This is a genomic window from Agrobacterium sp. InxBP2 (assembly GCF_026191755.1).
GTDB classification, from domain to species: Bacteria; Pseudomonadota; Alphaproteobacteria; order Rhizobiales; family Rhizobiaceae; genus Agrobacterium; species Agrobacterium pusense.
Genome location: NZ_JAINDY010000033.1, coordinates 84,303 through 103,760, shown reverse-complemented (window position 1 = coordinate 103,760; position 19,458 = coordinate 84,303). Strand labels below are relative to the sequence as shown.

Sequence of the window (19,458 nt, the reverse complement as noted above, 5' to 3'; positions counted from 1 at the left end):
GTCGGCAACTCCGTTACACGATGAAGAACGGCATGAAAAAAACAGTCTGGGGATTGATGGCGGCGGGCCTCGCCGCAACCGTGTGGAACGCGCTGGCCGGGCCGCTGCCCGAGGGCGCCGCGCCGCTTCCCTATGTGAAGCCGGATGCGCCCGCTGTTCCCGCTTTCATGCCCGCTTCGCCAGAGGTTACCGGCGCCATTCCCCGCCTTAACCGGCCCGATGATGCGAGCCAGCTGAAGGCAGGCCTCGACGCGCTTTCGGGGCGCGATGCGGCGCGGGCCATCGCGCTGCGCAACGCCATGCCGACCGGCAGTCTGGACCGTCACATCCTCACATGGGCAATCGCCGTTTCGGGCCAGAAGGATGTGCCTTCAGCCGAAATCGCCGCAGCACAGCGGGAACTCGCCGGCTGGCCGGGCGCCGCGACTTTGCGGGCCAATTCCGAAAAAGCGCTTTATCGCGAAGACCCGCCGGCACAGCAGGTGCTTGCTGCATTCGGCGGCAGCAAGCCGGAAACGGCGGAGGGCACCGTGGTTCTCGCCAAGGCGCTTGCCGCCTCCGGCAAGGTCGTGGATTCGCAGCGCCTCATTCGCCAGCTGTGGGTGAGCGAAGGCATGGACAAGGATATGGAAGACCGCGTGCTGGCCGCCTTCCCTGCCTATCTGACGGCCGCGGACCACAAGGCGCGCATGGATTATCTGATGTATCGCAGCCGCATCAGCCAGGCGAAACGTTTCGGCGAACTCGGCAAGGCGCAATCCCTTTACAGTGCCTGGGCGGCTGTGCTGCAGCGATCCGCCAATGCCGACGCCCTGCTCGGCAAGGTGGATGCCGGCTGGCGCGATGATCCCGCATTCCTTTTCGCGCGCGTGGAGAACCTGCGCAACCGGCAGAAATATCCGGAGGCGGCGGCTCTTCTGCGGCAGGCGCCGAAGGATACTGCCAAGCTGGTCAATCCCGGCGAATGGTGGAACGAGCGGCGAATCATCGCGCGCGGTCTCGCCGATCTCGGCGATTTTGCCGAAGCCTATCGTATCGTCGCCAATCATAATGCCACATCAGCGGTGGATGTCGCCGATGCCGAGTTTCATGCCGGCTGGTATGCTCTGCGGGCGATGCGCGACCCGGCCACGGCTTCGCGTCATTTCAACGCCCTGCTCCAGACATCAAACCGGCCACTTTCGGCCTCCCGCGCCTATTACTGGCTCGGAAGGGCGGCCGAAGCCGGAGGACCCGGCGATGCACGCGACTTCTTTGCAAAGGCGGCAGCCCATCCCGGTACGTTTTACGGCCAGCTTGCCGCTGCACGGATCGGCACGAAGACGCTGAACGTGACCTATCCCAGCCCGAACAATGGCGACCGAGAACGCTTTGCCGGCCGCGAAGCCGTGCGCGCCATAGATCGCCTGGAGGCGGCAGGTTATGGCTGGCGCGCCGACAGCCTTTACAGGTCGCTGGCCGAACAGCTCGACAGTCCCGGCGAGCTTGCCATTCTGGCGGCGCGGGCTGAGGGCAACGGTAATCATCAGGTCTCGCTGCAGATCGGCAAGACGGCCTTCAGCCGCGGTATCGATGCGGCGGCCCTTGCCTATCCGCTCGGCGTCATTCCCGCCAGCGCCAATATTGCCGGCTCCGGAAAGGCGCTTGCCTATGCGATCGCCCGGCAGGAAAGCGCCTTCAACCCCACCGCCGTCTCCGCCGCCAATGCCCGCGGCCTGCTGCAACTGCTGCCGGGAACCGCCAAGGGCGTGGCCGGCCGCCACGGCCTGCCCTACACGCAGGCGATGCTGACCAGCGATGCGGGCTATAACGCCACACTCGGCGCCCATTATCTCGGCGAGCAGATCGACAGCTTCGGTGGCTCCTACATCCTCACCTTCATCGCCTATAATGCCGGCCCGAAACGTGTCCCCGAATGGATCGCCCGTTATGGCGACCCGCGCGGCAAGCCTATCGATGAGGTGGTCGACTGGATCGAGCGCATCCCCTTCCCCGAAACACGCAACTACGTGCAGCGGGTGATGGAGAATTATCAGGTCTACAAGACGAGGCTCGGGCAACAGGCCGATATCGTTGATGATCTGCGCCATGGGCGCTCCGGGTAAAGGCGGTTTCCTCAGCCGACGAGCGGCGCATTCAAGCACCTGCCGGCGAGCGCTTCTGACCACTGTGAAGCCTAAGGTTCCTTGCGTCATGCTCGGGCCCGTTCCGAGCATCTGCAGCGTTCAGATTTCATGCGACGTGATTGGATCACTGGGGCAAGCCCATGGATGACACCGACGGCTTGGACAGATGAGCGACAGGTGGGCTGGTCGATGCTTCAAAGCACACGCGATGCCCGACGACTTACAGTCCCATCCGGTCTTCAAAAAGAAAAACCCCGGCATTTTCTGCCGGGGTTTCCATCACTGACAATGTCAGATCAGATTAGAACGAACGCTGAAGGCGAACGAAACCGGTCCACTGATCACCAGCGCCGCTGTCAACACCTTCGGTGCCGTCAACGTCTTGGTAGTTAACAGCAACCTTCGTAGCAAGGCCCTGCGTGATCTGGTAGTCAAGCGTTACACCAGCGCGCCAAGCGTCGCGATCGCCAACGAAGTCGTTGTCAGCGCCGATATCAACCGTACCGAAGTACTGTGCACCGGGGGTGATGGTCAACTTGTCGGTTGCCTTGATGGCGTATTCAGCAGCAACGGTCCACTCAGACTCTTCGTAGTAAGAGTTTGCACCGGAAGCCCATGCGCCGGAAAGGCCGAAAGTACCCGGACCGATGTCAGCCGTGACGATTGCACGGATCGCACCATTTTCCTGGTCGGTGTCATAGGAACCAAGCAGGTTTGCGCTAACCGCACCGAACTTGGCGCCGATGATACCGCTGATACCAACGTTGTTCGGGCCTTCGATGAAGCCACCCTTAGCAACGCCGAGGTTCGAAACGCTGTCAAGTGCAGTTTCCAATTCCTCAACCGAGATACCTGCATAGAAGGAGCCGGCATCGTAGGTGTAACGCAGAGCGTTCGAACGAGTCGTGTTCGAAGAGAGGATGTCGGTTTCGCCGGAGAGATCGTCATCCCACCAGGTGTACATGTAACCGACCTTCAGGCCGCCGAGTTCGATGAAAGCCTGGTCAACATTGACGCCACGGTTGGTGTCGTTATCAGCCTGACCGCGGAAACCGATGAAGCCGCGCAGAGCGCCGAGTTCAGTGTCGGTGCGGGTGTCGATTTCAAACTGAGCGCGAGTGAAGGAATCCCAGTCAGACGTACCGGACTGGTTGCGACCGAAGTCCGTCTGGAAACGGATGTAACCGCCGAACTTCAGGCAGGTTTCGGTGCCGGGGATGTAGAAGAAGCCGGTGCCGAAAGCGTCGCAAACGCGAACATATTCCAGGGGCTCGGGCTCAGCAGCGACGATAGCGTCGGCAGCATGAGCGCCGGATACTGCTGCGAGGGCCGCAGCGGAGCCGATGAGAAGGCTCTTGATGTTCATGGTTGACCTCCAGTCAAACTTAATCTTCTAAGCAGCGGGTGGGAAGCACTTCTGAAATGCGTGCCGCTTATGAGGATGATTAGAGCCAAAACCGGCCGGACAGGCAATCGTAATCATGACAGAAGGAAGACAGTAAGGTGTCCTTAGTTTCTCATTGTTGCGAAATAGCTACAATTCTAATCGACGGGGAGCTGTTTGTTAAAAATGAGTTAATAAACTATGCTTTTCAGTCACTTAACGAAGAGTCCGGCCAAACCGACAACATGAAGCGACGCATTTCTCCAAAATTCTGACACAACAAGGTCATGAGAAATTGTCCAAAGGCGCGGGCGCGAGCGAGGATCAGCACCCTCTCTCATTGGAGAATCGGCTGAGAAGTGAATTTGAATTCCCTGCTAGCGAATCAATGCAAGTCACAACGGGCGCTTTAGCAAAGCGCCGAAGCCTTGCCTCGCGCGATTCCTGCCTTTGCCTCATAGCCGGCTAAAGCGCCTACCCAAAAGAGAAACCCCAGCATTTCTGCCGGGGTTTCCATCACTGACAATGTCAGATCAGATTAGAACGAACGCTGAAGGCGAACGAAACCAACCCAGCTGTCGCCGCCGCCGTTTACACCTTCGGTGCCGTCGACGTCCTGGTAGTTAACCGAAACGAGCGTGGAGAGGCCCTGGGTGATCTTGTAGCCAACAGCTACACCAGCGCGCCATGCATCGCGATCGCCAACGAAGTCGTTGTCAGCGCCGATATCGATCTTGCTGAAGTACTGAACGCCGGGGGTGATGGTCAGCTTGTCGGTTGCCTTGATTGCGTATTCAGCAGCAACAGTCCACTCAGACTCTTCGTAGTACGCGTTAGCGCCCGAAGCCCATACGCCGGAGATACCGAACGTACCCGGACCGATGTCAGCCGTGACGATTGCACGGATCGCACCGTTTTCCTGGTCGGTGTCGTAGCCGCCGAGCAGGTTAGCGTTTACGCCGCCGAACTTGGCGCCGATGATACCGCTGATACCAACGTTGTTCGGGCCTTCGATCGAGCCGCCCTTTACAACGCCGAGCGTCGAGATTGCGTCGAGCGGAGCTTCGAGTTCTTCAACTGCAACGCCAACATAGAAGGAGCCAGCATCGTAGGTGTAACGGATAGCGTTCAGACGGGTGTCGTTCGAGGACAGCTGGTCAACTTCACCAGACAGACCGTCGTCCCACCAGTTGTAGTAGTAACCGACCTTCAGGCCGCCGAGTTCGATGAACGCCTGGTCGACAACAACGCCACGGTTGGTGTCGTTGTCAGCCTGACCGCGGAAACCGATGTAGCCACGCAGAGCGCCGAGCTCGGTGTCGGTGCGGGTGTCGATGTTGAACTGAGCGCGGGTGAAGGAATCCCAGTCAGACGTACCGGACAGATTACGGCCGAAGTCGGTCTGGAAACGGATGTAACCGTCGAACTTCAGGCAGGTTTCGGTGCCGGGGATGTAGAAGAAGCCGGTGCCGAAAGCGTCGCAAACGCGAACGTATTCCAGGGGCTCAGGCTCAGCAGCGACGATAGCGTCGGCAGCGTGAGCGCCGGATACTGCTGCGAGAGCCGCAGCGGAGCCGATCAGAAGGCTCTTGATGTTCATGGTTGACCTCCAGTCAAAGTTTTTAAGTGGGTCTGGGTTTTTTCGCTGAAGGACAGCATTCCCTGCCCCATTCCCGTGTTCTTAGAAGCCAAACGATCCACCGCCTCGCTTCTGGTGGTGAAAATACAAAAGGTTTCGTCGCTTGCAATCGCCAACATTCGATAAATAGCATTTACGTACATGCTTCATTTCGGTTTGTTGCGGAAACAACACACAGCCCTGCGCGGGCCTGCATAAACTTTACGATACGTTAAGATTTCCGTTGAGAATCCGTTGGTTAGGGCAACCGGTAGGGTGTTTCTCATCTAATGGCGTTTTTAGAGAACCCTTGCCAAGCAGGCAAAGCCGCATGGATTTTTTTGCTCTATTCCGCGTCCTTCCGCCTCCGGCATCGTATGGGAGCGAAACAACAATGGAGAAAGAGATGATGAGGCAAGCGATTCTCGTGCAATGATTCGTCAGAACACGGCGTACAAATTCGCACGCGACAGTCTAAGCAGCCGTAGAGTGGGCGACGCGGCTCCAGTGTTTTATCTCTGGACGTTGAATATGCGACAAAGTGCCCAACAGGCTGCCGTGCTCCGCGATATCTGTCAGACAGACACGTATTCTCGCGGCATCCAGCCGGCCAGGAATCACACTTTATCGGCCAATCCTAATCACGATTTTTGGATATGTATCAGTAAAAGCTCGCCACATGGTGTGGGGCAACTGGTGGGACCCGACGGCGCACACACGATGATTCCTGCGCGCCCGAGCCGATAGAACCGACTGAAATGTACCCATCGCTTTAAGCCGTGATCACCCACGGCCGCTCCTCTAAACGCAGAGAGCCCTCTCTTGCACCGCGGTGCCCTCAGAGCTAACGCCTGTGATGACGTTTTTAGTCAGGGTAAATCGCGCGACCATTTGGCAAGATAACCGGTGCCTTTCCCGTGTCCCGGCGACTTCCCGTCCCTGGCTCCATACGTGGCTGTCCCCGATCCCGCCAATCGCTTTGACTCCGGTTGCGGTCGCGCCAGTCCCTGCGATCGCGTTGGTCGCGCCATTCCCTGCGGTCACCCCAGTGACGGCGGTCGTAGTTCCGGTAGTAGCGGTCGCGGTCATACGATCGATAATACACACCAGTCGTATTATAATATCCTCCAGAACGGTAACCCGGCTCGTCGACACATCCGGCCAGAACTCCCAGAGACACTAGACAGATTGCTGCGTTTAATAGCTTCATGATTTTAGCTCCCGATAGCGGACTCAAACGCACATAGGAGTCCTTAGTTCCCAAACCGCTAAATTCCCGCGTTCGGGCTTAACCGGGCCTGAACAGGTCCGCAGCAATTACGCCTATGCAATTTAAAGAGAATCGAGGCAACAACTTGCGATTCGCACGCTAGGGATTATCGATCGTTGTCGGTGGGTTCTAAAGGAATGAATGGCGGAGAGGATGGGATTCGAACCCACGATACGCTTTTGACGTATACTCCCTTAGCAGGGGAGCGCCTTCGACCACTCGGCCACCTCTCCGGTGCGGCCTGATTATTGCGTAAGAAAAATGATTGCAAGGCTTTTTCGCCAAGAAGCCAAAAAACCTGTTGGCCAAATAAACCGCGGGTCAAACTTTACGCCCGGTTGCGGAACTTCTTCAGGGCCCGCACGTTTTCGCCTCGGTAACAAGAGAGGTGTTCTAATGGCTCAGACCAAACTGAATGTTGTCGAAGACACAATCGAAAACCAGATTGCAGAACTGCGTTCGCAGATCGCATCCCTGTCCAAATCCGTTTCCGCCCGTGCGGAAGGTGTTGGCGAGGATGCATCGGAATTTCTGGATGAGGCGCGCGGCCGCGTTCGCAAGGCGGCGCATAATGTCCGGGCGCAGGGCCAGAATGTCGTGGAAGCCGTGAAGGAAAATCCAGGCACCGCCACTTCCTTGCTGACGATCGTCGGCGCACTCGGTTTTGCGATCGGTTATGCGGTGGGCACGAGCACGCAGCAGAGTTCGTCGAACAGCAGCCTTTATCGCTGGCGCTGATGACGAATGGGCATTAAATCAAGGCAAGGCGGGTTTGCCCGCCTTGCCTTTATGCATTGGTGAAAAAAGCAGGAATGAAAGGGGGCGAATATGCGGTTCAGCGACGATCTTGAGGCGGCATTGTCTGATTTTGCAAGGGATCACGGCATAGACAGGGACGAGGCAATCCAGCGCATCGTCCGCTCCGCCCTCATCAATGGCGGTTATCTCGCCTCCGGCGAGGAAGGTATTCCGCCGGAGAAGCTGAACGCCAGTAACGACGATTGATCAATATCCTGATCCGGACGGCGTCACTGCCGGCCCACCCTTGTAGCGGGCGGAAAGCGCACGCAGCGTATTGGCGAATTCCGTGACATCGGCTCCCACGGCGACGAACGACGCGCCGAGTTCAAGATAACGGCGATTATAGGTTTCATTGAAGGTGAGGATGCCGGCGGCCTTGCCAGCCGCGACGATTTTCACGATCGCCGCTTCGATAACCGCCTGCACCGCCGCTTCGTCAATCCTTCCCAGATAACCCATGTCCGCGGCGAGATCCGCCGGGCCGATGAAGACGCCATCCACGCCGTCCACCGCAAGAATATTGTCGAGATCTTCGATTGCCGCGCGGGTTTCCGCCTGCACCAGCAGGCAGACGCTGGCAGAGGCGCTGTCGGCATAATCCGTTATCGTATTAAAAGCGGAAGCGCGGGCGACGGCCGCTCCCATGCCGCGAATGCCGCGCGGCGGGTAATGCATGGCGCTGACGAGAGCTTCCGCCTGTGCCGCTGAATCGACCATGGGCACAAGAAGCGTGCGGGCGCCAGCATCCAGAAGCTGCTTGATCATCCAGCTCTCGCCGACAGGCACACGCACCACCGGCTCGGCGGCAGAGGTGGCAAGCGCGCGCAGCTGGTCGATGATGCTGCGCAGGTCGTTCGGCCCGTGCTCACCGTCGATCACCAGCCAGTCGAAGCCAGCCGTTCCGGCGATTTCCGCCGCAATGGCCTCGCCCATGTCGAGCCACAGGCCAATCTGCGGCTTGCCGGCATGAATGGCGGTTTTGAAACGGTTTTCGGCAGCGGGCATGATATCCTCAGGAGAGCAGTAATTTCAGATCGGCGGACGGATCCGCCAGGATAGTGCGGTCGGGTTGGGCGGCTGTATCGAGCAATTTCTTACCCGCAACATAGGCCTTGGCGTCATTGACGGCATCGACAGCCACGAAGCGGCCATCACGGAAATACCAGATGGACCAGCTGCCTTCCCTTGCGCCGGGCCTCAAAATCGTCTCGTCGTAACCGAGATTGAAGCCGGCGATCTGCAGCTTCACATCGTACTGATCCGACCAAAACCAGGGTTTCGCGTCGTATACCGCTTCCATGCCGGCCAGTACGGCGGCGGCCGCCTCAGCCTGATCGACCGCGTTCTGGACCGATTCGATCCTCACCTGCTGGCCGCGCCAGGGCAGAAGCGCGCAATCGCCCACCGCGTGAATGGCGGGGTCGGATGTGCGGGTATATTCGTCAACCACGATGCCGTTACCAACATCGAGACCCGATTCGCGGGCAAGCCGGTCGTTCGGTGTCACGCCGATGCCGACGATGACGAAATCCACGTCGATCGTCGAACCGTCTGAAAGTTCGGCCGCAGCAACCCGCCCGTCCATGCCGACGAGGCGCACGAGGCCGGTTTTTTCGCGGATGGAAACGCCCTGGGCCTGATGAATGCCGCGCATGATATCCGCAGTTTCCTTCGCCGCCACGCGCTGGAGAATACGGTCGGCCATTTCGATCAGCGTCACCTCGAGGCCAAGCTTGCGGGCAACGGCGGCAGCTTCAAGGCCAATATAACCGCCGCCAATGACCAGCAGCCTGCGGCCCGGCTTCATCTCCTCCGTCAAGCGGTCGGCGTCGCGCCTGTCACGGACGGTAAGCACGCCGTCGAGATCGCCACCGATGCTGGCGGGCAGCAGCCGGGGCGCGGCCCCGGTCGCAAGAACCAGCCGGTCATAAGAAAGCGTACTGCCATCCTGCATGCGCACGGTCTTGCCGGCGCGGTCTATCTCCTCCACCCAGGTGGAAAGCCGGATATCGACATTGTGTTCGGCATACCATTCTTCCGGGCGGAACATCAGCCGGTCAAAACTCATCTCGCCGAGGAGGTATTTTTTGGAGAGCGGCGGCCGCTGATAGGGGTAGGCATCTTCCGAGCCTATGATGGTGATGGCACGCTCGTCCTTCAGCGCCCGGAGCTTCGACGCCAGCGCAAAAGCGGCCTGCCCCGCCCCGACGATTACCAGCCTTCCAGTCACTTTCCACTCCCAGGACAATCACAGCCGGCCGATGACGCCCGAGGCTGCGAAGCGATATTGCGCGATCAGGCGTAACGCCAAGTACGGCCGGCGTCAACCGCACGAGGCTCCAGCCCTGTGCAAGCGTGCCCGATTATCAAAACGGGCGCCCGCCTTCTGCAACCAGTCGAGATAATGTGCGTTTTAAACAGGCGAAACACGGGTTGCGTACACAAAGCTGGCCCATGTCGATACGGACTAGAGACAATTGCGGATATTTCCTTCACGCCCTGGCAAGGAAGCCGCGTTAAAATCAGACGGAAGAGGCAATCCGGGAGGTTGTCATGGCTCTACATATGGATATCGGTCAAAACGTCCCGCAGGACGAGATGTATGAGAAATTTCAGATCGACCGGCCCGGCAAGATCACCTTTATAGGGCACCACCTGAGCGCCAAGGACACCATGCGCTGCCTGGTGCGCACCATTTCGCTCTACGGCGCGGAGCTGGATGTCAGTGCCGATCTGGAAATGCCGGTCAACTTCTATCTGGAAATTCTCGGTATCCGCGACGAAATCGGCTGCACGCTGATCCGCCGGGAAGAGGAAAAAGTGACGATCGGCTTCAACATGCTGATCGATGCCGAATTTCTGCACCATGTCCGCCGGCTGAGCTTCGAGACCAGCGTCTGAGCGGCAACCGCGCGTCAGCCCGCCGATCTTTGCGTTGTTCCGTGGCGAACCAAAAATCTGTTGCCAAACACTCATGGAACCCCCGGGCGCGGCTTGCGTCCGGTTTTTTTGTACCTATTGTGAGCCGGGTTTTCAAACACAGGTCCCGGAACTTCTGTCAATGTCCGCTTTTTCACGCCTCACGCCGCTTGCCGCTTCGCTTCCCTCCACCGTTCCCTTCGTCGGCCCGGAGGCCATAGAAAGGAACCGCGGCTTGAAGGTGGAGGCGCGAATCGGTGCAAACGAAAGCGGCTTCGGCCCCGCCCCATCAGTGCTTCTGGCGATGCGCGATGCGGCGGCTGAAACCTGGATGTATAGCGATCCGGAAAATTTCGAGCTGAAGGAAGCGCTTGCCATCCACCACGGGGTTTCGCGCGGCAACATCGCCATAGGCGGCGGAGTGGACGGATTGCTCGGTGAAATCGCCAGGCTGATCGTGGAACCAGGCACGCCTGTTGTCACCTCTTTGGGAGGCTACCCCACCTTCAATTATCACGTGAACGGTTTTGGCGGAAAACTGGTGACCACGCCCTATGTAGACGACCACGAAAACCTCGACGGGCTTCTCGACCTCGTTCACAGGGAAAACGCGCCGCTCGTCTATTTCGCCAATCCGGACAATCCCATGGGAAGCTGGTGGGATGCGAGCGAGGTGGTGGCATTTGCCCGCGCGTTGCCGGAGACCTGCCTGCTCATTCTGGACGAGGCCTATTGCGAAACCGCGCCCGCGAGCGCGGTGCCTGCTATCGACGCGCTGATCGGCCAGCCCAATATCCTGCGCATGCGCACCTTCTCCAAAGCTTACGGGCTCGCCGGCGCCCGCGTGGGTTACGCCATCGGTACACTTGGCAATGTCGAAGCCTTCGACAAGATCCGCAACCATTTCGGCATGGCGCGTATTTCTATCGCCGGCGCTTTGGCAGCGCTCAAGGACCAGGCCTATCTGCACGAGGTGGTTGGCAAGATTTCCGAGGCACGGGCTCGTATTTCCGCTGTCGCCCGCAATAACGGCCTTTCACCGCTGCCCTCCGCTACCAATTTCGTTACCATCGATTGCCACCGCGACGGCGCCTATGCGCGCGCCATCGTTGACGGGCTGATGGACCATGGGGTTTTCATCCGCATGCCGGGCGTGGCCCCGCTTAACCGTTGCATCCGCGTGAGCGTTGGGCCGGGTGACAAGCTCGATCTGTTCGAGCAGGCCTTGCCGAAGGTTCTCAAGGCAGTCGGGTAAGCTCCCAACCCACCCTCATTCCTGTGTTCGTCACAGGAATGAGGGTTGGAAAGTGCCGCACGTTACACGCATCGAATCAACATCCTCCCGCAAGCCCCTGCGCGAGAATCATTTTCCGGCGAAGACACATTGCAGAACATAAGAAAACCGCGCCGGCCTTGTTCCTGCCGGTCGCGGTTCGATGTGTCAGCGCAAAAGCTTCGTTTCGGAGCCCTCGCCGCGTTCCCCTTCGGGTTTTACTTTCGTTTGGGCCGGTCGTCGGGACTGGAGGGAACCGGACCGGCAATCTTATGGATCGCCGAGATCGATCAGTGCATCGTCATCCAGTCGCGGGCAGCGCGAAGGGCTTCGGCCAGTTCCGCTTTCGTCATGTTGCGGGCGAGATCCGCACGGAGAGAAGCCGCTCTTTCCGATCCGCGGATCGCGGCTATGTTAAGCCATTTGTGGGCCGCGATCAGGTCCACCTTGCAGCCCCGGCCGGTCGCATAGACCAGGCCGAGATTGCAAAGGGTGTCGGCGCGGGTTTCGCCACCGGCAGCCATTTCGATATCACTGATGTCAAAGCGTGCCATTGTTTTAATCCCTGTCGTTCTGCCTGTTTTCATCGTGCGCCTTCTTGCCGAGGCGTCTTCCGGACTGCCGTCTTTTGCGGCTTTTTTGTCCTTCCGTCCGGCAGGTTTTCCCTGCGCTTTTGATGAATTCACTATGCCACGAGGCTTTCAACGCTCGCTTAAAAGGCATGATTAATGTGCCGCAAACAAACTGCAAACGATTGGTAAAATTGGGTTTTTGTTAAATATCATTGCCCGCGGAAATTAAGGACTTTCCGGCGAATTTTACGAAAGCTTTACAATTGGATTTAAACCCTTCCTTCACCACGATAAGAACCGCGATTTTCGAAACTGCTCTCCTTCGCCCTTCCCGCACACGCCAACGCTGCACCGGCACCGCAAATTTCTGTTTCCTTTTACGTGAACGTCAAATACTATCCACCGTGCCTGTCACGAGGATAAAACGGGCACGGAAGAGCGCGGTGGGAGGAGCAATCGTTGCACCGCACGGCGGCCGCCGGCCAGAAATGGTGGAGGCATGCTGAAGGGAGTTTGATCTGCGCATCGCATCTTTGGCCGTTCCGGCCTGGGAAAAGCCTGCGCGAATTTCGGGAGGAATTTCATGAAGCTTATGATGACGATTGCAGCTGCCCTGTTGATGAGCGGCAATATTGCCTTTGCCGCCGAGGCGATCGAAGGCAACTGGAAGACGGCCAGCGGCGAAACCGCCGTGATCGGCCCCTGCGGCGGTGCTTTCTGCGTGACGCTGAAGACCGGCAAGCATGCCGGAAAACAGATCGGCAAGCTTTCGGGAAAGGGAAACAGCTACTCGGGTGAGATCACCGATCCCGCCAATGACAAGACCTATAGCGGCTCCGGCACCGTTTCGGGGAATTCGCTGAGCATGAAGGGTTGCGTGCTGAAGGTTCTGTGCAAATCGCAGACCTGGACACGGCTGTAATACAGGGAACGGCAGGCGGGCTTTTGTCCCCCAGCCTGCCGTCTCGCGACGCAGAGCGCGGTGGCTGCCAGGAATCGCGCGCAGGCTGCGAACAGACGTCGCATGGAAACCATATATCCGTTTATTATCGCTGCATCCGATGCCAATGAGAGCAACGATATGCGCCCCACCCTTTCGACAATTCTGATCGCGGGCACCTCGCATGTCGGCAAAAGCACGCTGGCCGGCCTGCTCAGCGAAAGGCTGCGCTGCGAGGCGATATCGACCGACAGTCTCGCCCGCCATCCGGGGAGGCCATGGGCGGGTATTCCGGTGCCGGTTGAGGAATATTACACACAGCTGTCGGCGGATACGATCCACTGGTTTCTCAAGGTCCATCACCAGAACATCTGGCCGCTGATCCGCGCGATGATTGACAGAAGATCCGGCACAGGGACTACGACGATCTTCGAGGGCGCCGCCCTGCGACCGGAGTTCATATCGCCTCTCCTCGACAGCACGGTGGCGGGCGTATTTCTTCATGCCGACAATGATTTTCTTCTCGAAAGAATGCGCTTTGAAGCACGCTACCAAGATGCAACGGCGAAGAGGCAGCGGATCATGGACGCCTTCATCGAACGCTCGCTACGTGAGAACACCGAGATGCTGGCATCCGCGCAGGAACACCGGGTGCCGATTGTCGACGTGACCCAAGGTGAAGAATTGGAGAAACTGCTAACCGATCTTGCACCAGGCGCGGACATCCCCTTGTCCTGAAGCTGGGCATGCGCACCACTGCGGCATCAATCCGCCATGTCACCGCCCGTTAACATCCCTGAACACCATATGAACCGGGGCCTCAGGGTGCGTTCAGTCCGACTATGGCAAAACTCTGTCCATCAACTCCGATAAAGGGGAATGGACATGACAAAGCTGATCAGCCGACTGGCAATCTTCGCGTTTCTCATGGCGATCTTCGCCATGTCCTTCGCCTCGCTCGTCGTTAATCCGAACCGCAGTTTCCAGCGCGTGAATGCCGGTGCGGCAATCGCATGCCAGCACGGCCCGGCGCCCGCCGCCAATTGCCCCGTCGTATTGTGAGGACCGGCCAATGACCACCAGTTTTTCCAACGGCCTGTTCTCCGCACTGCGGCTGATGCTGATGGCCTCGATCTTTCTCGGCCCGGTGGCCGGACTTGCGGTTTACAAGGCCGATCCCCGCCCCGCCTCCAAAGGCGCCGGCTTCGTGCTGCTGATGAGCCTGCAGCGCGGTGCGCTCGGCTGAGTTTCTGCCGCGCCAGCATTGTCCGGCTGCATTTTCGCGTTTCTTTTCAGTTTCTTCGTATTTCTGTCGCTTGCCTGTCGAAATTGGCCTCTTATAATGGGCCATGACAATAGCAAAACCAACGATTCCGCCCCTCACCTTCATCAGTCCAGAGCCTTTCGCGCCGCAGACATTCACGGACCCGAAAGAAGCTGTTGCGGCTTTGAGCGCGCTCTACGAACGCAACACGGCGTTCCTGATCAATTCCTTCACAGACCTTGCCAAGGGCGCGCCGATTGCCGGGCGTTACCGCGCCTGCTACCCGCAGGTCAGCCTCGAGACCGCCACTTTCGGCCATGTCGATTCCCGCCTTTCCTATGGCCACGTAACCGCGCCCGGCGTCTATACGACAACGATCACACGGCCTGAGCTTTTCCGCCACTATCTCAAGGAACAGCTGGGGCTTCTTATGAAGAACCACGGCGTTCCGGTCACGGTGTCGGAATCGGCTACGCCCATTCCGCTGCATTTCGCTTTCGGTGAAGGCGCGTATGTCGAGGCAGCGGCGGCTTCGTCGCTGTCAGACGTGCCGCTGCGTGATCTCTTCGATACGCCCGATCTCAACAATACCGACGATCTCATCGCCAATGGCGAATATGATCAGGTGCCGGGCGAGCCGGCGCCGCTTGCGCCCTTTACGGCGCAGCGCATCGATTATTCGCTGGCGCGCCTCAGCCATTATACGGCGACGAGCGCCAGCCATTTCCAGAACTTCGTGCTGTTCACCAACTACCAGTTCTATATCGACGAATTCGCTGCCTGGGCGAGGCAGATGATGAAGAATGGCGGCGAGGGTTACACGGCCTTTGTGGAGCCGGGCAACATCATCACCCATGCGGGTTCCGACAAGCCCGAGACGGACGCGGTGCTGGCCCGACTGCCGCAGATGCCGGCCTATCACCTGAAGAAAAAAGGTCATGCCGGCATTACGCTCGTCAATATCGGCGTCGGCCCCTCCAACGCCAAGACGATCACCGATCACATCGCCGTGCTGCGCCCGCATGCCTGGCTGATGGTCGGCCACTGCGCCGGGCTGCGCAACAGCCAGCGGCTGGGCGACTACGTTCTGGCCCACGCCTATGTGCGCGAGGACCACGTGCTTGACGACGACCTGCCGGTCTGGGTGCCTATCCCGGCGCTTGCCGAAGTGCAGCTGGCGCTGGAAGGTGCAGTCGCCGAAGTCACGGGTTACGAGGGCTTCGAACTGAAGCGCATCATGCGCACCGGCACCGTCGCTACCATCGACAACCGCAACTGGGAGCTCCGTGATCAGGCCGGTCCCGTCAAGCGCCTGTCGCAGTCCCGCGCCATCGCGCTTGACATGGAATCCGCTACCATAGCGGCCAACGGCTTCCGCTTCCGCGTGCCCTACGGCACTCTGCTGTGCGTTTCCGACAAGCCACTGCATGGCGAATTGAAGCTGCCAGGCATGGCGACGGAATTTTACCGCACCCAGGTCGCCCAGCATCTGCAGATCGGCATCCGCGCCGTGCAGAAGCTTGCCGCCATGCCGACGGAAACGCTGCACTCGCGCAAGCTCAGAAGCTTCTACGAGACGGCGTTCCAGTAAAAAGAGATATCGCAGAAGCATGCCTTGGTGTATGATTTTGAAAATCGATACACCAAGGATTATCCATGCGTACGAATATTGATCTTGATGACGCCTTGATCGCCGAAGCGATGGAAATTACCGGCCTTTCGACAAAAAAGGCGACGGTGGAGAAGGCGTTGCGCGATCTTGTAGAGAATCTCGGACGACGCAAAGCGTTGGAAGAACTGAGAGGCATCGGCTGGAGTGGCAATCTGGACGATGTGCGCCGTAGCTGGAGCGTGGACGACATCGAAGCGCAAGACGCCGCGGAATGATAGTCGTCGATACTTCTGTCTGGATTGACTGGTTTCAGAATAAATCCACGCGCCAAGGTAGGATGCTAAATGATATCGGCGATCTGACCGACGTCATCATCGGCGACATTATTCTCCTCGAAATCCTGCAGGGCGAACGCAACGACGATCGGGCGGCGGCGATACATGACCGGTTAAAGCGCTTCGGTTTTGTCTCGATGCTCACGCCAGAACTTGCCGTGAAATCCGCCGCTAACTATCGGAAACTTCGAAGCGTTGGGAAAACCGTGCGTAAAACTCCCGACCTCATCATCGGCACCTACTGTATTGAGCACGGCCATAAGCTGCTGCAAAACGACCGAGACTTTCAGCCGATGGCCGATCATCTCGGTCTGCAACTGGCATGAGTCTCAAACCACCTTCACGGTCCCCTCCACCCGCACCGGAAAATTCACCGACCGCGCGATGAAGCACTTGTCGTGCGCGTCATGGTGCAGCGCATCCGCCCGGGCGGGATCGCCCTTCGAGATGGTGATGACCGGTTTCAGCACCACTTCGCTGAACTGCCCGGCGCCATCCTTTTCCATGACGAGCGTGCCTTCGGCATCGTCGACATAGTCTTCGACGATGATGCCGTTGACCGAGCAGAAATGCAGGTACCAGAGCTTGTGGCAGGCCGAGAGCGAAGCGACCAGCAGGTCTTCAGGATTCCAGCGGGCGGGATCGCCACGGAAGGCCGGATCGGACGAGCCGGCTATATCAGCCTTTCCCTCGGTGGAAATTGTGTAGTCGCGTTCGTAGTCGCGATAGCCCGACGTGCCCTTGCCACGATTACCCGTCCACGTCACCTTCACGGCGTAATGGTGTTCCTGTCCTGCCATTTCAGTCCTCCCTTGGCATCTCTTTTCGCATTCTTTAACGGAAAACCGGTGTCCACTTTCCCTAGAAATGCTCGCGCGTATCACGCAGGTGGTCGAGCCCCTTGCGCAACGTCTCTATGATCTCATCCACTTCCGAACGGCTGATGGTCAGCGCCGGCGAAGCCAGCATTCGGTCGCCCGTTGCGCGCATGACGAGGCCGTTTGCAAGGCAATGATTGCGCACCGTTATACCAACATCGTCCGGCTTGCCGAAGCGTCTGCGGGTCGCCTTGTCCGCCGTGATCTGCAGTCCACCCATCAAGCCGACATTGACGGCTTCGCCCACCAGTTCGTGGTCCTCAAGGCTTTTCCAGCCCTCGGAAAAATAAGGGCCGATATCGTCGCGCACCCGCTCCACCAGACCCTCCGCTTCGATGATGCGAAGGTTTTCCAGCGCGGCGGCGGCGCAGACGGGATGTCCGGAATAGGTGAAGCCGTGGTTGAAATCACCGACCTCGGACAACATCACTTCCGCCACCCGATCCGACACGACCACGCCGCCAATCGGCAGATAACCCGAGGACAGGCCCTTGGCGATGGGGGCAAAGTCCGGCTCCACGCCGAAATACTGGTAGCCGAACCAGGAGCCCAGGCGACCGAAACCGCAGATCACCTCATCGGAGACGAGCAGAATATTGCGCGCCTTGCAGATACGGGCGATTTCCGGCCAGTAGGTCTCCGGCGGTACAATGACGCCACCGGCTCCCTGAATCGGTTCGGCCACGAAAGCAGCAACGTTTTCCTCGCCCAATTCGTCGATTTTCTCATTGAGTTCGCGAGCCACCTTCAGGCCGAATTCGGCCGGAGAAAGATCGCCACCCTCGGCATACCAATAGGGCTGGCCAATATGGGCGACGCCATCGATGGGCAGGCTGCCCTGCTCGTGCATCCACGTCATGCCACCCAGCGAGGCCCCGGCCACCGTCGAGCCGTGGTAGCCGTTGCGGCGGGCGATAACTTTCGTCTTCGCGGGATGGCCGAGGGCCTTCCAGTAGACCCGCGCCATGCGGAACCAGGTATCGGTGGCTTCCGAGCCGGAATTGGTGAAGAACACGTGGTTCATGCCAGGCCCGGCGTGCGAAGCGATCTTCTGCGCCAGCAGCGTCGCGGGCGGCGTGGTGGTGCCGAAAAACGCGTTGTAGTAGGGGAGCTCGTTCATCTGACGCCGTACCACATCGGCGATCTCGCGGCGTCCGTAACCGATATTCACACACCAGAGGCCGGCGAAGGCGTCGAGATATTTCCTGCCGGTGCTGTCGTAGATGAACACCCCTTCCGCGCGCTCGATGATGCGGGTGCCGGCGGCGTTGAGCTTGCCCATGTCTGAAAAGGGATGGAGATGATGGGCGGCATCGATGGCAGCAAGGTTGGAGAGGGGGTTGGAGATTTCATTCATGACAGATCGCACTCCCATAGAAGCGACAGCGCGCACGCCATCGCACCCGCCGACCATGGCCGGGCGGCTTCGATTTGGCAAGACTGGAGGTTTTCAGGGGCTAGGGAGGACACGGCATCGCCGCTTGTTTTTCTCCCCGCCGGCAGAAGAACAGGCGGCGATGGCCTAATTCACGGTCGGTTTGCGCTAAGCGAAGAACGCCCGCCCCACCAGCACCTTCAACTCTCCGGCGTGCACTTCCAGTGCCACGTCGCGTTCCATCGGCAGCAGCTCGCCATCGATGACGCAGCGGACATCATGGCGTTTCTTGGGAAAATGCAGCTCCACATCCGTCACGGTCATGGCTGTCACGGCGGCATTCTGCTTGAACTTGCCGCGCAGAATATCCAGGGCGAGTCTGGCGACACCGGACGGGCGTAACGGATCGGTGAGATAAAAACCCAGATGGCCGCCGGAGACGTTATCCGCCACCAGCAGCGAATTCTGACCGAATTCATTGTTGGACACGGAAATGGCCGATACCTTTCGATGCTGCGTCCGGCCATCAACGGTGTATTCCACCTCGAAGACAGGCGGGTTGAGGATGACGCTGATGGCGGCGCGGATGCTCGCCTTGATCTTACCGAGACGGGAGGCAAAGGCGAGATTGTTTCGATAGCGCACCATGCGCGAATGCAGGCCCGCGGAAAACTGGTGGACAAAGAGGCGGCCATTGGCGCTGGCGATGTCGACACTGGCAATCTCGCCATTCGCCAGCGTTTCCAGCGCCTGACGAATGTCGAGCGGCAGCTTCAGCGAGCGGGCGAAGAGGTTCATGGTGCCGGCCGGCACGATGCCGAGCGCGATGCCCTGTTTCCAGGCAATGCCGGCAGCCGCCGAAATGGTGCCATCTCCGCCGCCGGCAATGATGCCTTCAATGCCCGGCTCCTCGGCGGCGCGTGCCATTTCCTCTACGACGTCCTTTCCGGAGACAAGACGGCAATCGATCACGTGTCCGGCGCGGGTGAAGACCTCGCGGGCATGATCACAATAGGCTTCCATGTCGGTGGTGCGAAATGTGCCGCCGTCACGATTGAAAATTGCAATGAGCTTCATGTTTCCAACCCGGT

At 59.0% G+C, this 19,458-nt stretch carries 21 protein-coding genes and 1 tRNA gene; 12 read left to right on the top strand and 10 right to left on the bottom strand.

Annotation, left to right across the window (positions count from 1 at the left end):
- Positions 1-32: 32 nt before the first annotated feature.
- Complete coding sequence (locus K7A42_RS18385) at positions 33-2,105, top strand: lytic transglycosylase domain-containing protein (RefSeq protein ID WP_282455678.1); 2,073 nt, start codon at positions 33-35, stop codon at positions 2,103-2,105.
- 322 nt (positions 2,106-2,427) lie between these two features.
- Here the strand turns inward: K7A42_RS18385 and K7A42_RS18380 are convergent, their stop codons facing one another.
- From K7A42_RS18380 to K7A42_RS18365, 4 genes are all read right to left on the bottom strand, one after another.
- Positions 2,428-3,492 carry a porin gene (locus tag K7A42_RS18380; protein ID WP_034495848.1) on the bottom strand — a complete coding sequence of 355 codons (1,065 nt, stop codon included), beginning with the start codon at positions 3,490-3,492 and terminating at the stop codon, positions 2,428-2,430.
- 556 nt (positions 3,493-4,048) lie between these two features.
- Positions 4,049-5,110 carry a porin gene (locus K7A42_RS18375; protein ID WP_173614541.1) on the bottom strand — a complete coding sequence of 354 codons (1,062 nt, stop codon included), beginning with the start codon at positions 5,108-5,110 and terminating at the stop codon, positions 4,049-4,051.
- Positions 5,107-5,292, bottom strand: coding sequence for a hypothetical protein (locus K7A42_RS18370; RefSeq protein WP_034495850.1), 186 nt, complete (start codon positions 5,290-5,292; stop codon positions 5,107-5,109). Before K7A42_RS18370 ends, K7A42_RS18375 begins: the two co-directional genes overlap by 4 nt.
- 1,248 nt (positions 5,293-6,540) lie before the next feature.
- Positions 6,541-6,631, bottom strand: a tRNA-Ser gene (locus K7A42_RS18365).
- Positions 6,632-6,794: 163 nt separating this feature from the next.
- Here K7A42_RS18365 and K7A42_RS18360 point away from each other — a divergent pair.
- Both K7A42_RS18360 and K7A42_RS18355 read left to right on the top strand, forming a co-directional pair.
- Positions 6,795-7,136: a hypothetical protein gene (locus K7A42_RS18360; RefSeq protein WP_004440887.1), complete on the top strand. Its 342-nt coding sequence runs from the start codon at positions 6,795-6,797 to the stop codon at positions 7,134-7,136.
- Positions 7,137-7,226: 90 nt separating this feature from the next.
- Positions 7,227-7,403 carry a hypothetical protein gene (locus K7A42_RS18355; RefSeq protein ID WP_004440886.1) on the top strand — a complete coding sequence of 59 codons (177 nt, stop codon included), beginning with the start codon at positions 7,227-7,229 and terminating at the stop codon, positions 7,401-7,403.
- Here the strand turns inward: K7A42_RS18355 and K7A42_RS18350 are convergent, their stop codons facing one another.
- A complete protein-coding gene (locus K7A42_RS18350) occupies positions 7,404-8,204 on the bottom strand; it encodes an aldolase/citrate lyase family protein (RefSeq protein ID WP_244405094.1) in 801 nt (266 codons plus the stop codon).
- Between the two features lie 7 nt (positions 8,205-8,211).
- Positions 8,212-9,429, bottom strand: coding sequence for an NAD(P)/FAD-dependent oxidoreductase (locus K7A42_RS18345; protein ID WP_282455677.1), 1,218 nt, complete (start codon positions 9,427-9,429; stop codon positions 8,212-8,214).
- A gap of 323 nt (positions 9,430-9,752) precedes the next feature.
- Here K7A42_RS18345 and K7A42_RS18340 point away from each other — a divergent pair, with 323 nt between their 5' ends.
- Together K7A42_RS18340 and K7A42_RS18335 are read left to right on the top strand one after the other, a co-directional pair.
- On the top strand, positions 9,753-10,100 hold the full coding sequence (locus tag K7A42_RS18340) for a hypothetical protein (protein WP_004440878.1): 348 nt from the start codon (positions 9,753-9,755) through the stop codon (positions 10,098-10,100).
- A gap of 160 nt (positions 10,101-10,260) precedes the next feature.
- Positions 10,261-11,373, top strand: a complete 1,113-nt coding sequence (locus K7A42_RS18335) for a pyridoxal phosphate-dependent aminotransferase (protein WP_107340941.1) — start codon at positions 10,261-10,263, stop codon at positions 11,371-11,373.
- Positions 11,374-11,681: 308 nt separating this feature from the next.
- Here the strand turns inward: K7A42_RS18335 and K7A42_RS18330 are convergent, their stop codons facing one another.
- Positions 11,682-11,945 carry a sel1 repeat family protein gene (locus K7A42_RS18330; RefSeq protein WP_004440874.1) on the bottom strand — a complete coding sequence of 88 codons (264 nt, stop codon included), beginning with the start codon at positions 11,943-11,945 and terminating at the stop codon, positions 11,682-11,684.
- Between the two features lie 601 nt (positions 11,946-12,546).
- Between K7A42_RS18330 and K7A42_RS18325 the strand changes: the two genes are divergently transcribed.
- From K7A42_RS18325 to K7A42_RS18295, 7 genes are all read left to right on the top strand, one after another.
- Positions 12,547-12,885: a DUF2147 domain-containing protein gene (locus K7A42_RS18325; protein ID WP_004440872.1), complete on the top strand. Its 339-nt coding sequence runs from the start codon at positions 12,547-12,549 to the stop codon at positions 12,883-12,885.
- Positions 12,886-13,044: 159 nt separating this feature from the next.
- Positions 13,045-13,641, top strand: coding sequence for a hypothetical protein (locus tag K7A42_RS18320; protein ID WP_282455856.1), 597 nt, complete (start codon positions 13,045-13,047; stop codon positions 13,639-13,641).
- A gap of 141 nt (positions 13,642-13,782) precedes the next feature.
- The gene (locus tag K7A42_RS18315) at positions 13,783-13,965 is read left to right on the top strand and encodes a hypothetical protein (protein WP_035210174.1); all 183 of its coding nucleotides are present in this window, start codon (positions 13,783-13,785) and stop codon (positions 13,963-13,965) included.
- A gap of 10 nt (positions 13,966-13,975) precedes the next feature.
- On the top strand, positions 13,976-14,149 hold the full coding sequence (locus tag K7A42_RS18310) for a hypothetical protein (protein WP_004440867.1): 174 nt from the start codon (positions 13,976-13,978) through the stop codon (positions 14,147-14,149).
- A gap of 103 nt (positions 14,150-14,252) precedes the next feature.
- On the top strand, positions 14,253-15,758 hold the full coding sequence (gene amn, locus K7A42_RS18305) for an AMP nucleosidase (RefSeq protein WP_004440865.1): 1,506 nt from the start codon (positions 14,253-14,255) through the stop codon (positions 15,756-15,758).
- 65 nt (positions 15,759-15,823) lie between these two features.
- Positions 15,824-16,054, top strand: a complete 231-nt coding sequence (locus K7A42_RS18300) for a type II toxin-antitoxin system VapB family antitoxin (RefSeq protein ID WP_004440864.1) — start codon at positions 15,824-15,826, stop codon at positions 16,052-16,054.
- Positions 16,051-16,440 carry a PIN domain nuclease gene (locus K7A42_RS18295; protein ID WP_004440862.1) on the top strand — a complete coding sequence of 130 codons (390 nt, stop codon included), beginning with the start codon at positions 16,051-16,053 and terminating at the stop codon, positions 16,438-16,440. Before K7A42_RS18300 ends, K7A42_RS18295 begins: the two co-directional genes overlap by 4 nt.
- A gap of 3 nt (positions 16,441-16,443) precedes the next feature.
- On the opposite strand, the gene K7A42_RS18290 is transcribed toward K7A42_RS18295, so the two are convergent.
- From K7A42_RS18290 to K7A42_RS18280, 3 genes are all read right to left on the bottom strand, one after another.
- Positions 16,444-16,914, bottom strand: a complete 471-nt coding sequence (locus K7A42_RS18290) for an OsmC family protein (protein WP_004440860.1) — start codon at positions 16,912-16,914, stop codon at positions 16,444-16,446.
- Between the two features lie 61 nt (positions 16,915-16,975).
- Positions 16,976-18,349: an aspartate aminotransferase family protein gene (locus tag K7A42_RS18285; protein WP_282455676.1), complete on the bottom strand. Its 1,374-nt coding sequence runs from the start codon at positions 18,347-18,349 to the stop codon at positions 16,976-16,978.
- 186 nt (positions 18,350-18,535) lie between these two features.
- On the bottom strand, positions 18,536-19,444 hold the full coding sequence (locus tag K7A42_RS18280; protein ID WP_006699378.1) for a diacylglycerol/lipid kinase family protein: 909 nt from the start codon (positions 19,442-19,444) through the stop codon (positions 18,536-18,538).
- Between the last annotated feature and the right edge of the window lie 14 nt (positions 19,445-19,458).

Excerpts from the sequence above, each read along its gene's own strand:
- K7A42_RS18385 (WP_282455678.1), top strand. The coding sequence starts at position 33 with ATGAAAAAAACAGTCTGGGGATTGATGGCGGCGGGCCTCGCCGCAACC.
- K7A42_RS18380 (WP_034495848.1), bottom strand. The coding sequence starts at position 3,492 with ATGAACATCAAGAGCCTTCTCATCGGCTCCGCTGCGGCCCTCGCAGCA.
- K7A42_RS18375 (WP_173614541.1), bottom strand. The coding sequence starts at position 5,110 with ATGAACATCAAGAGCCTTCTGATCGGCTCCGCTGCGGCTCTCGCAGCA.
- K7A42_RS18370 (WP_034495850.1), bottom strand. The coding sequence starts at position 5,292 with ATGTACGTAAATGCTATTTATCGAATGTTGGCGATTGCAAGCGACGAA.
- K7A42_RS18360 (WP_004440887.1), top strand. The coding sequence starts at position 6,795 with ATGGCTCAGACCAAACTGAATGTTGTCGAAGACACAATCGAAAACCAG.
- K7A42_RS18355 (WP_004440886.1), top strand. The coding sequence starts at position 7,227 with ATGCGGTTCAGCGACGATCTTGAGGCGGCATTGTCTGATTTTGCAAGG.
- K7A42_RS18350 (WP_244405094.1), bottom strand. The coding sequence starts at position 8,204 with ATGCCCGCTGCCGAAAACCGTTTCAAAACCGCCATTCATGCCGGCAAG.
- K7A42_RS18340 (WP_004440878.1), top strand. The coding sequence starts at position 9,753 with ATGGCTCTACATATGGATATCGGTCAAAACGTCCCGCAGGACGAGATG.
- K7A42_RS18335 (WP_107340941.1), top strand. The coding sequence starts at position 10,261 with ATGTCCGCTTTTTCACGCCTCACGCCGCTTGCCGCTTCGCTTCCCTCC.
- K7A42_RS18330 (WP_004440874.1), bottom strand. The coding sequence starts at position 11,945 with ATGGCACGCTTTGACATCAGTGATATCGAAATGGCTGCCGGTGGCGAA.
- K7A42_RS18325 (WP_004440872.1), top strand. The coding sequence starts at position 12,547 with ATGAAGCTTATGATGACGATTGCAGCTGCCCTGTTGATGAGCGGCAAT.
- K7A42_RS18320 (WP_282455856.1), top strand. The coding sequence starts at position 13,045 with ATGCGCCCCACCCTTTCGACAATTCTGATCGCGGGCACCTCGCATGTC.
- K7A42_RS18315 (WP_035210174.1), top strand. The coding sequence starts at position 13,783 with ATGGACATGACAAAGCTGATCAGCCGACTGGCAATCTTCGCGTTTCTC.
- K7A42_RS18310 (WP_004440867.1), top strand. The coding sequence starts at position 13,976 with ATGACCACCAGTTTTTCCAACGGCCTGTTCTCCGCACTGCGGCTGATG.
- amn (WP_004440865.1), top strand. The coding sequence starts at position 14,253 with ATGACAATAGCAAAACCAACGATTCCGCCCCTCACCTTCATCAGTCCA.
- K7A42_RS18300 (WP_004440864.1), top strand. The coding sequence starts at position 15,824 with ATGCGTACGAATATTGATCTTGATGACGCCTTGATCGCCGAAGCGATG.
- K7A42_RS18295 (WP_004440862.1), top strand. The coding sequence starts at position 16,051 with ATGATAGTCGTCGATACTTCTGTCTGGATTGACTGGTTTCAGAATAAA.
- K7A42_RS18290 (WP_004440860.1), bottom strand. The coding sequence starts at position 16,914 with ATGGCAGGACAGGAACACCATTACGCCGTGAAGGTGACGTGGACGGGT.
- K7A42_RS18285 (WP_282455676.1), bottom strand. The coding sequence starts at position 18,349 with ATGAATGAAATCTCCAACCCCCTCTCCAACCTTGCTGCCATCGATGCC.
- K7A42_RS18280 (WP_006699378.1), bottom strand. The coding sequence starts at position 19,444 with ATGAAGCTCATTGCAATTTTCAATCGTGACGGCGGCACATTTCGCACC.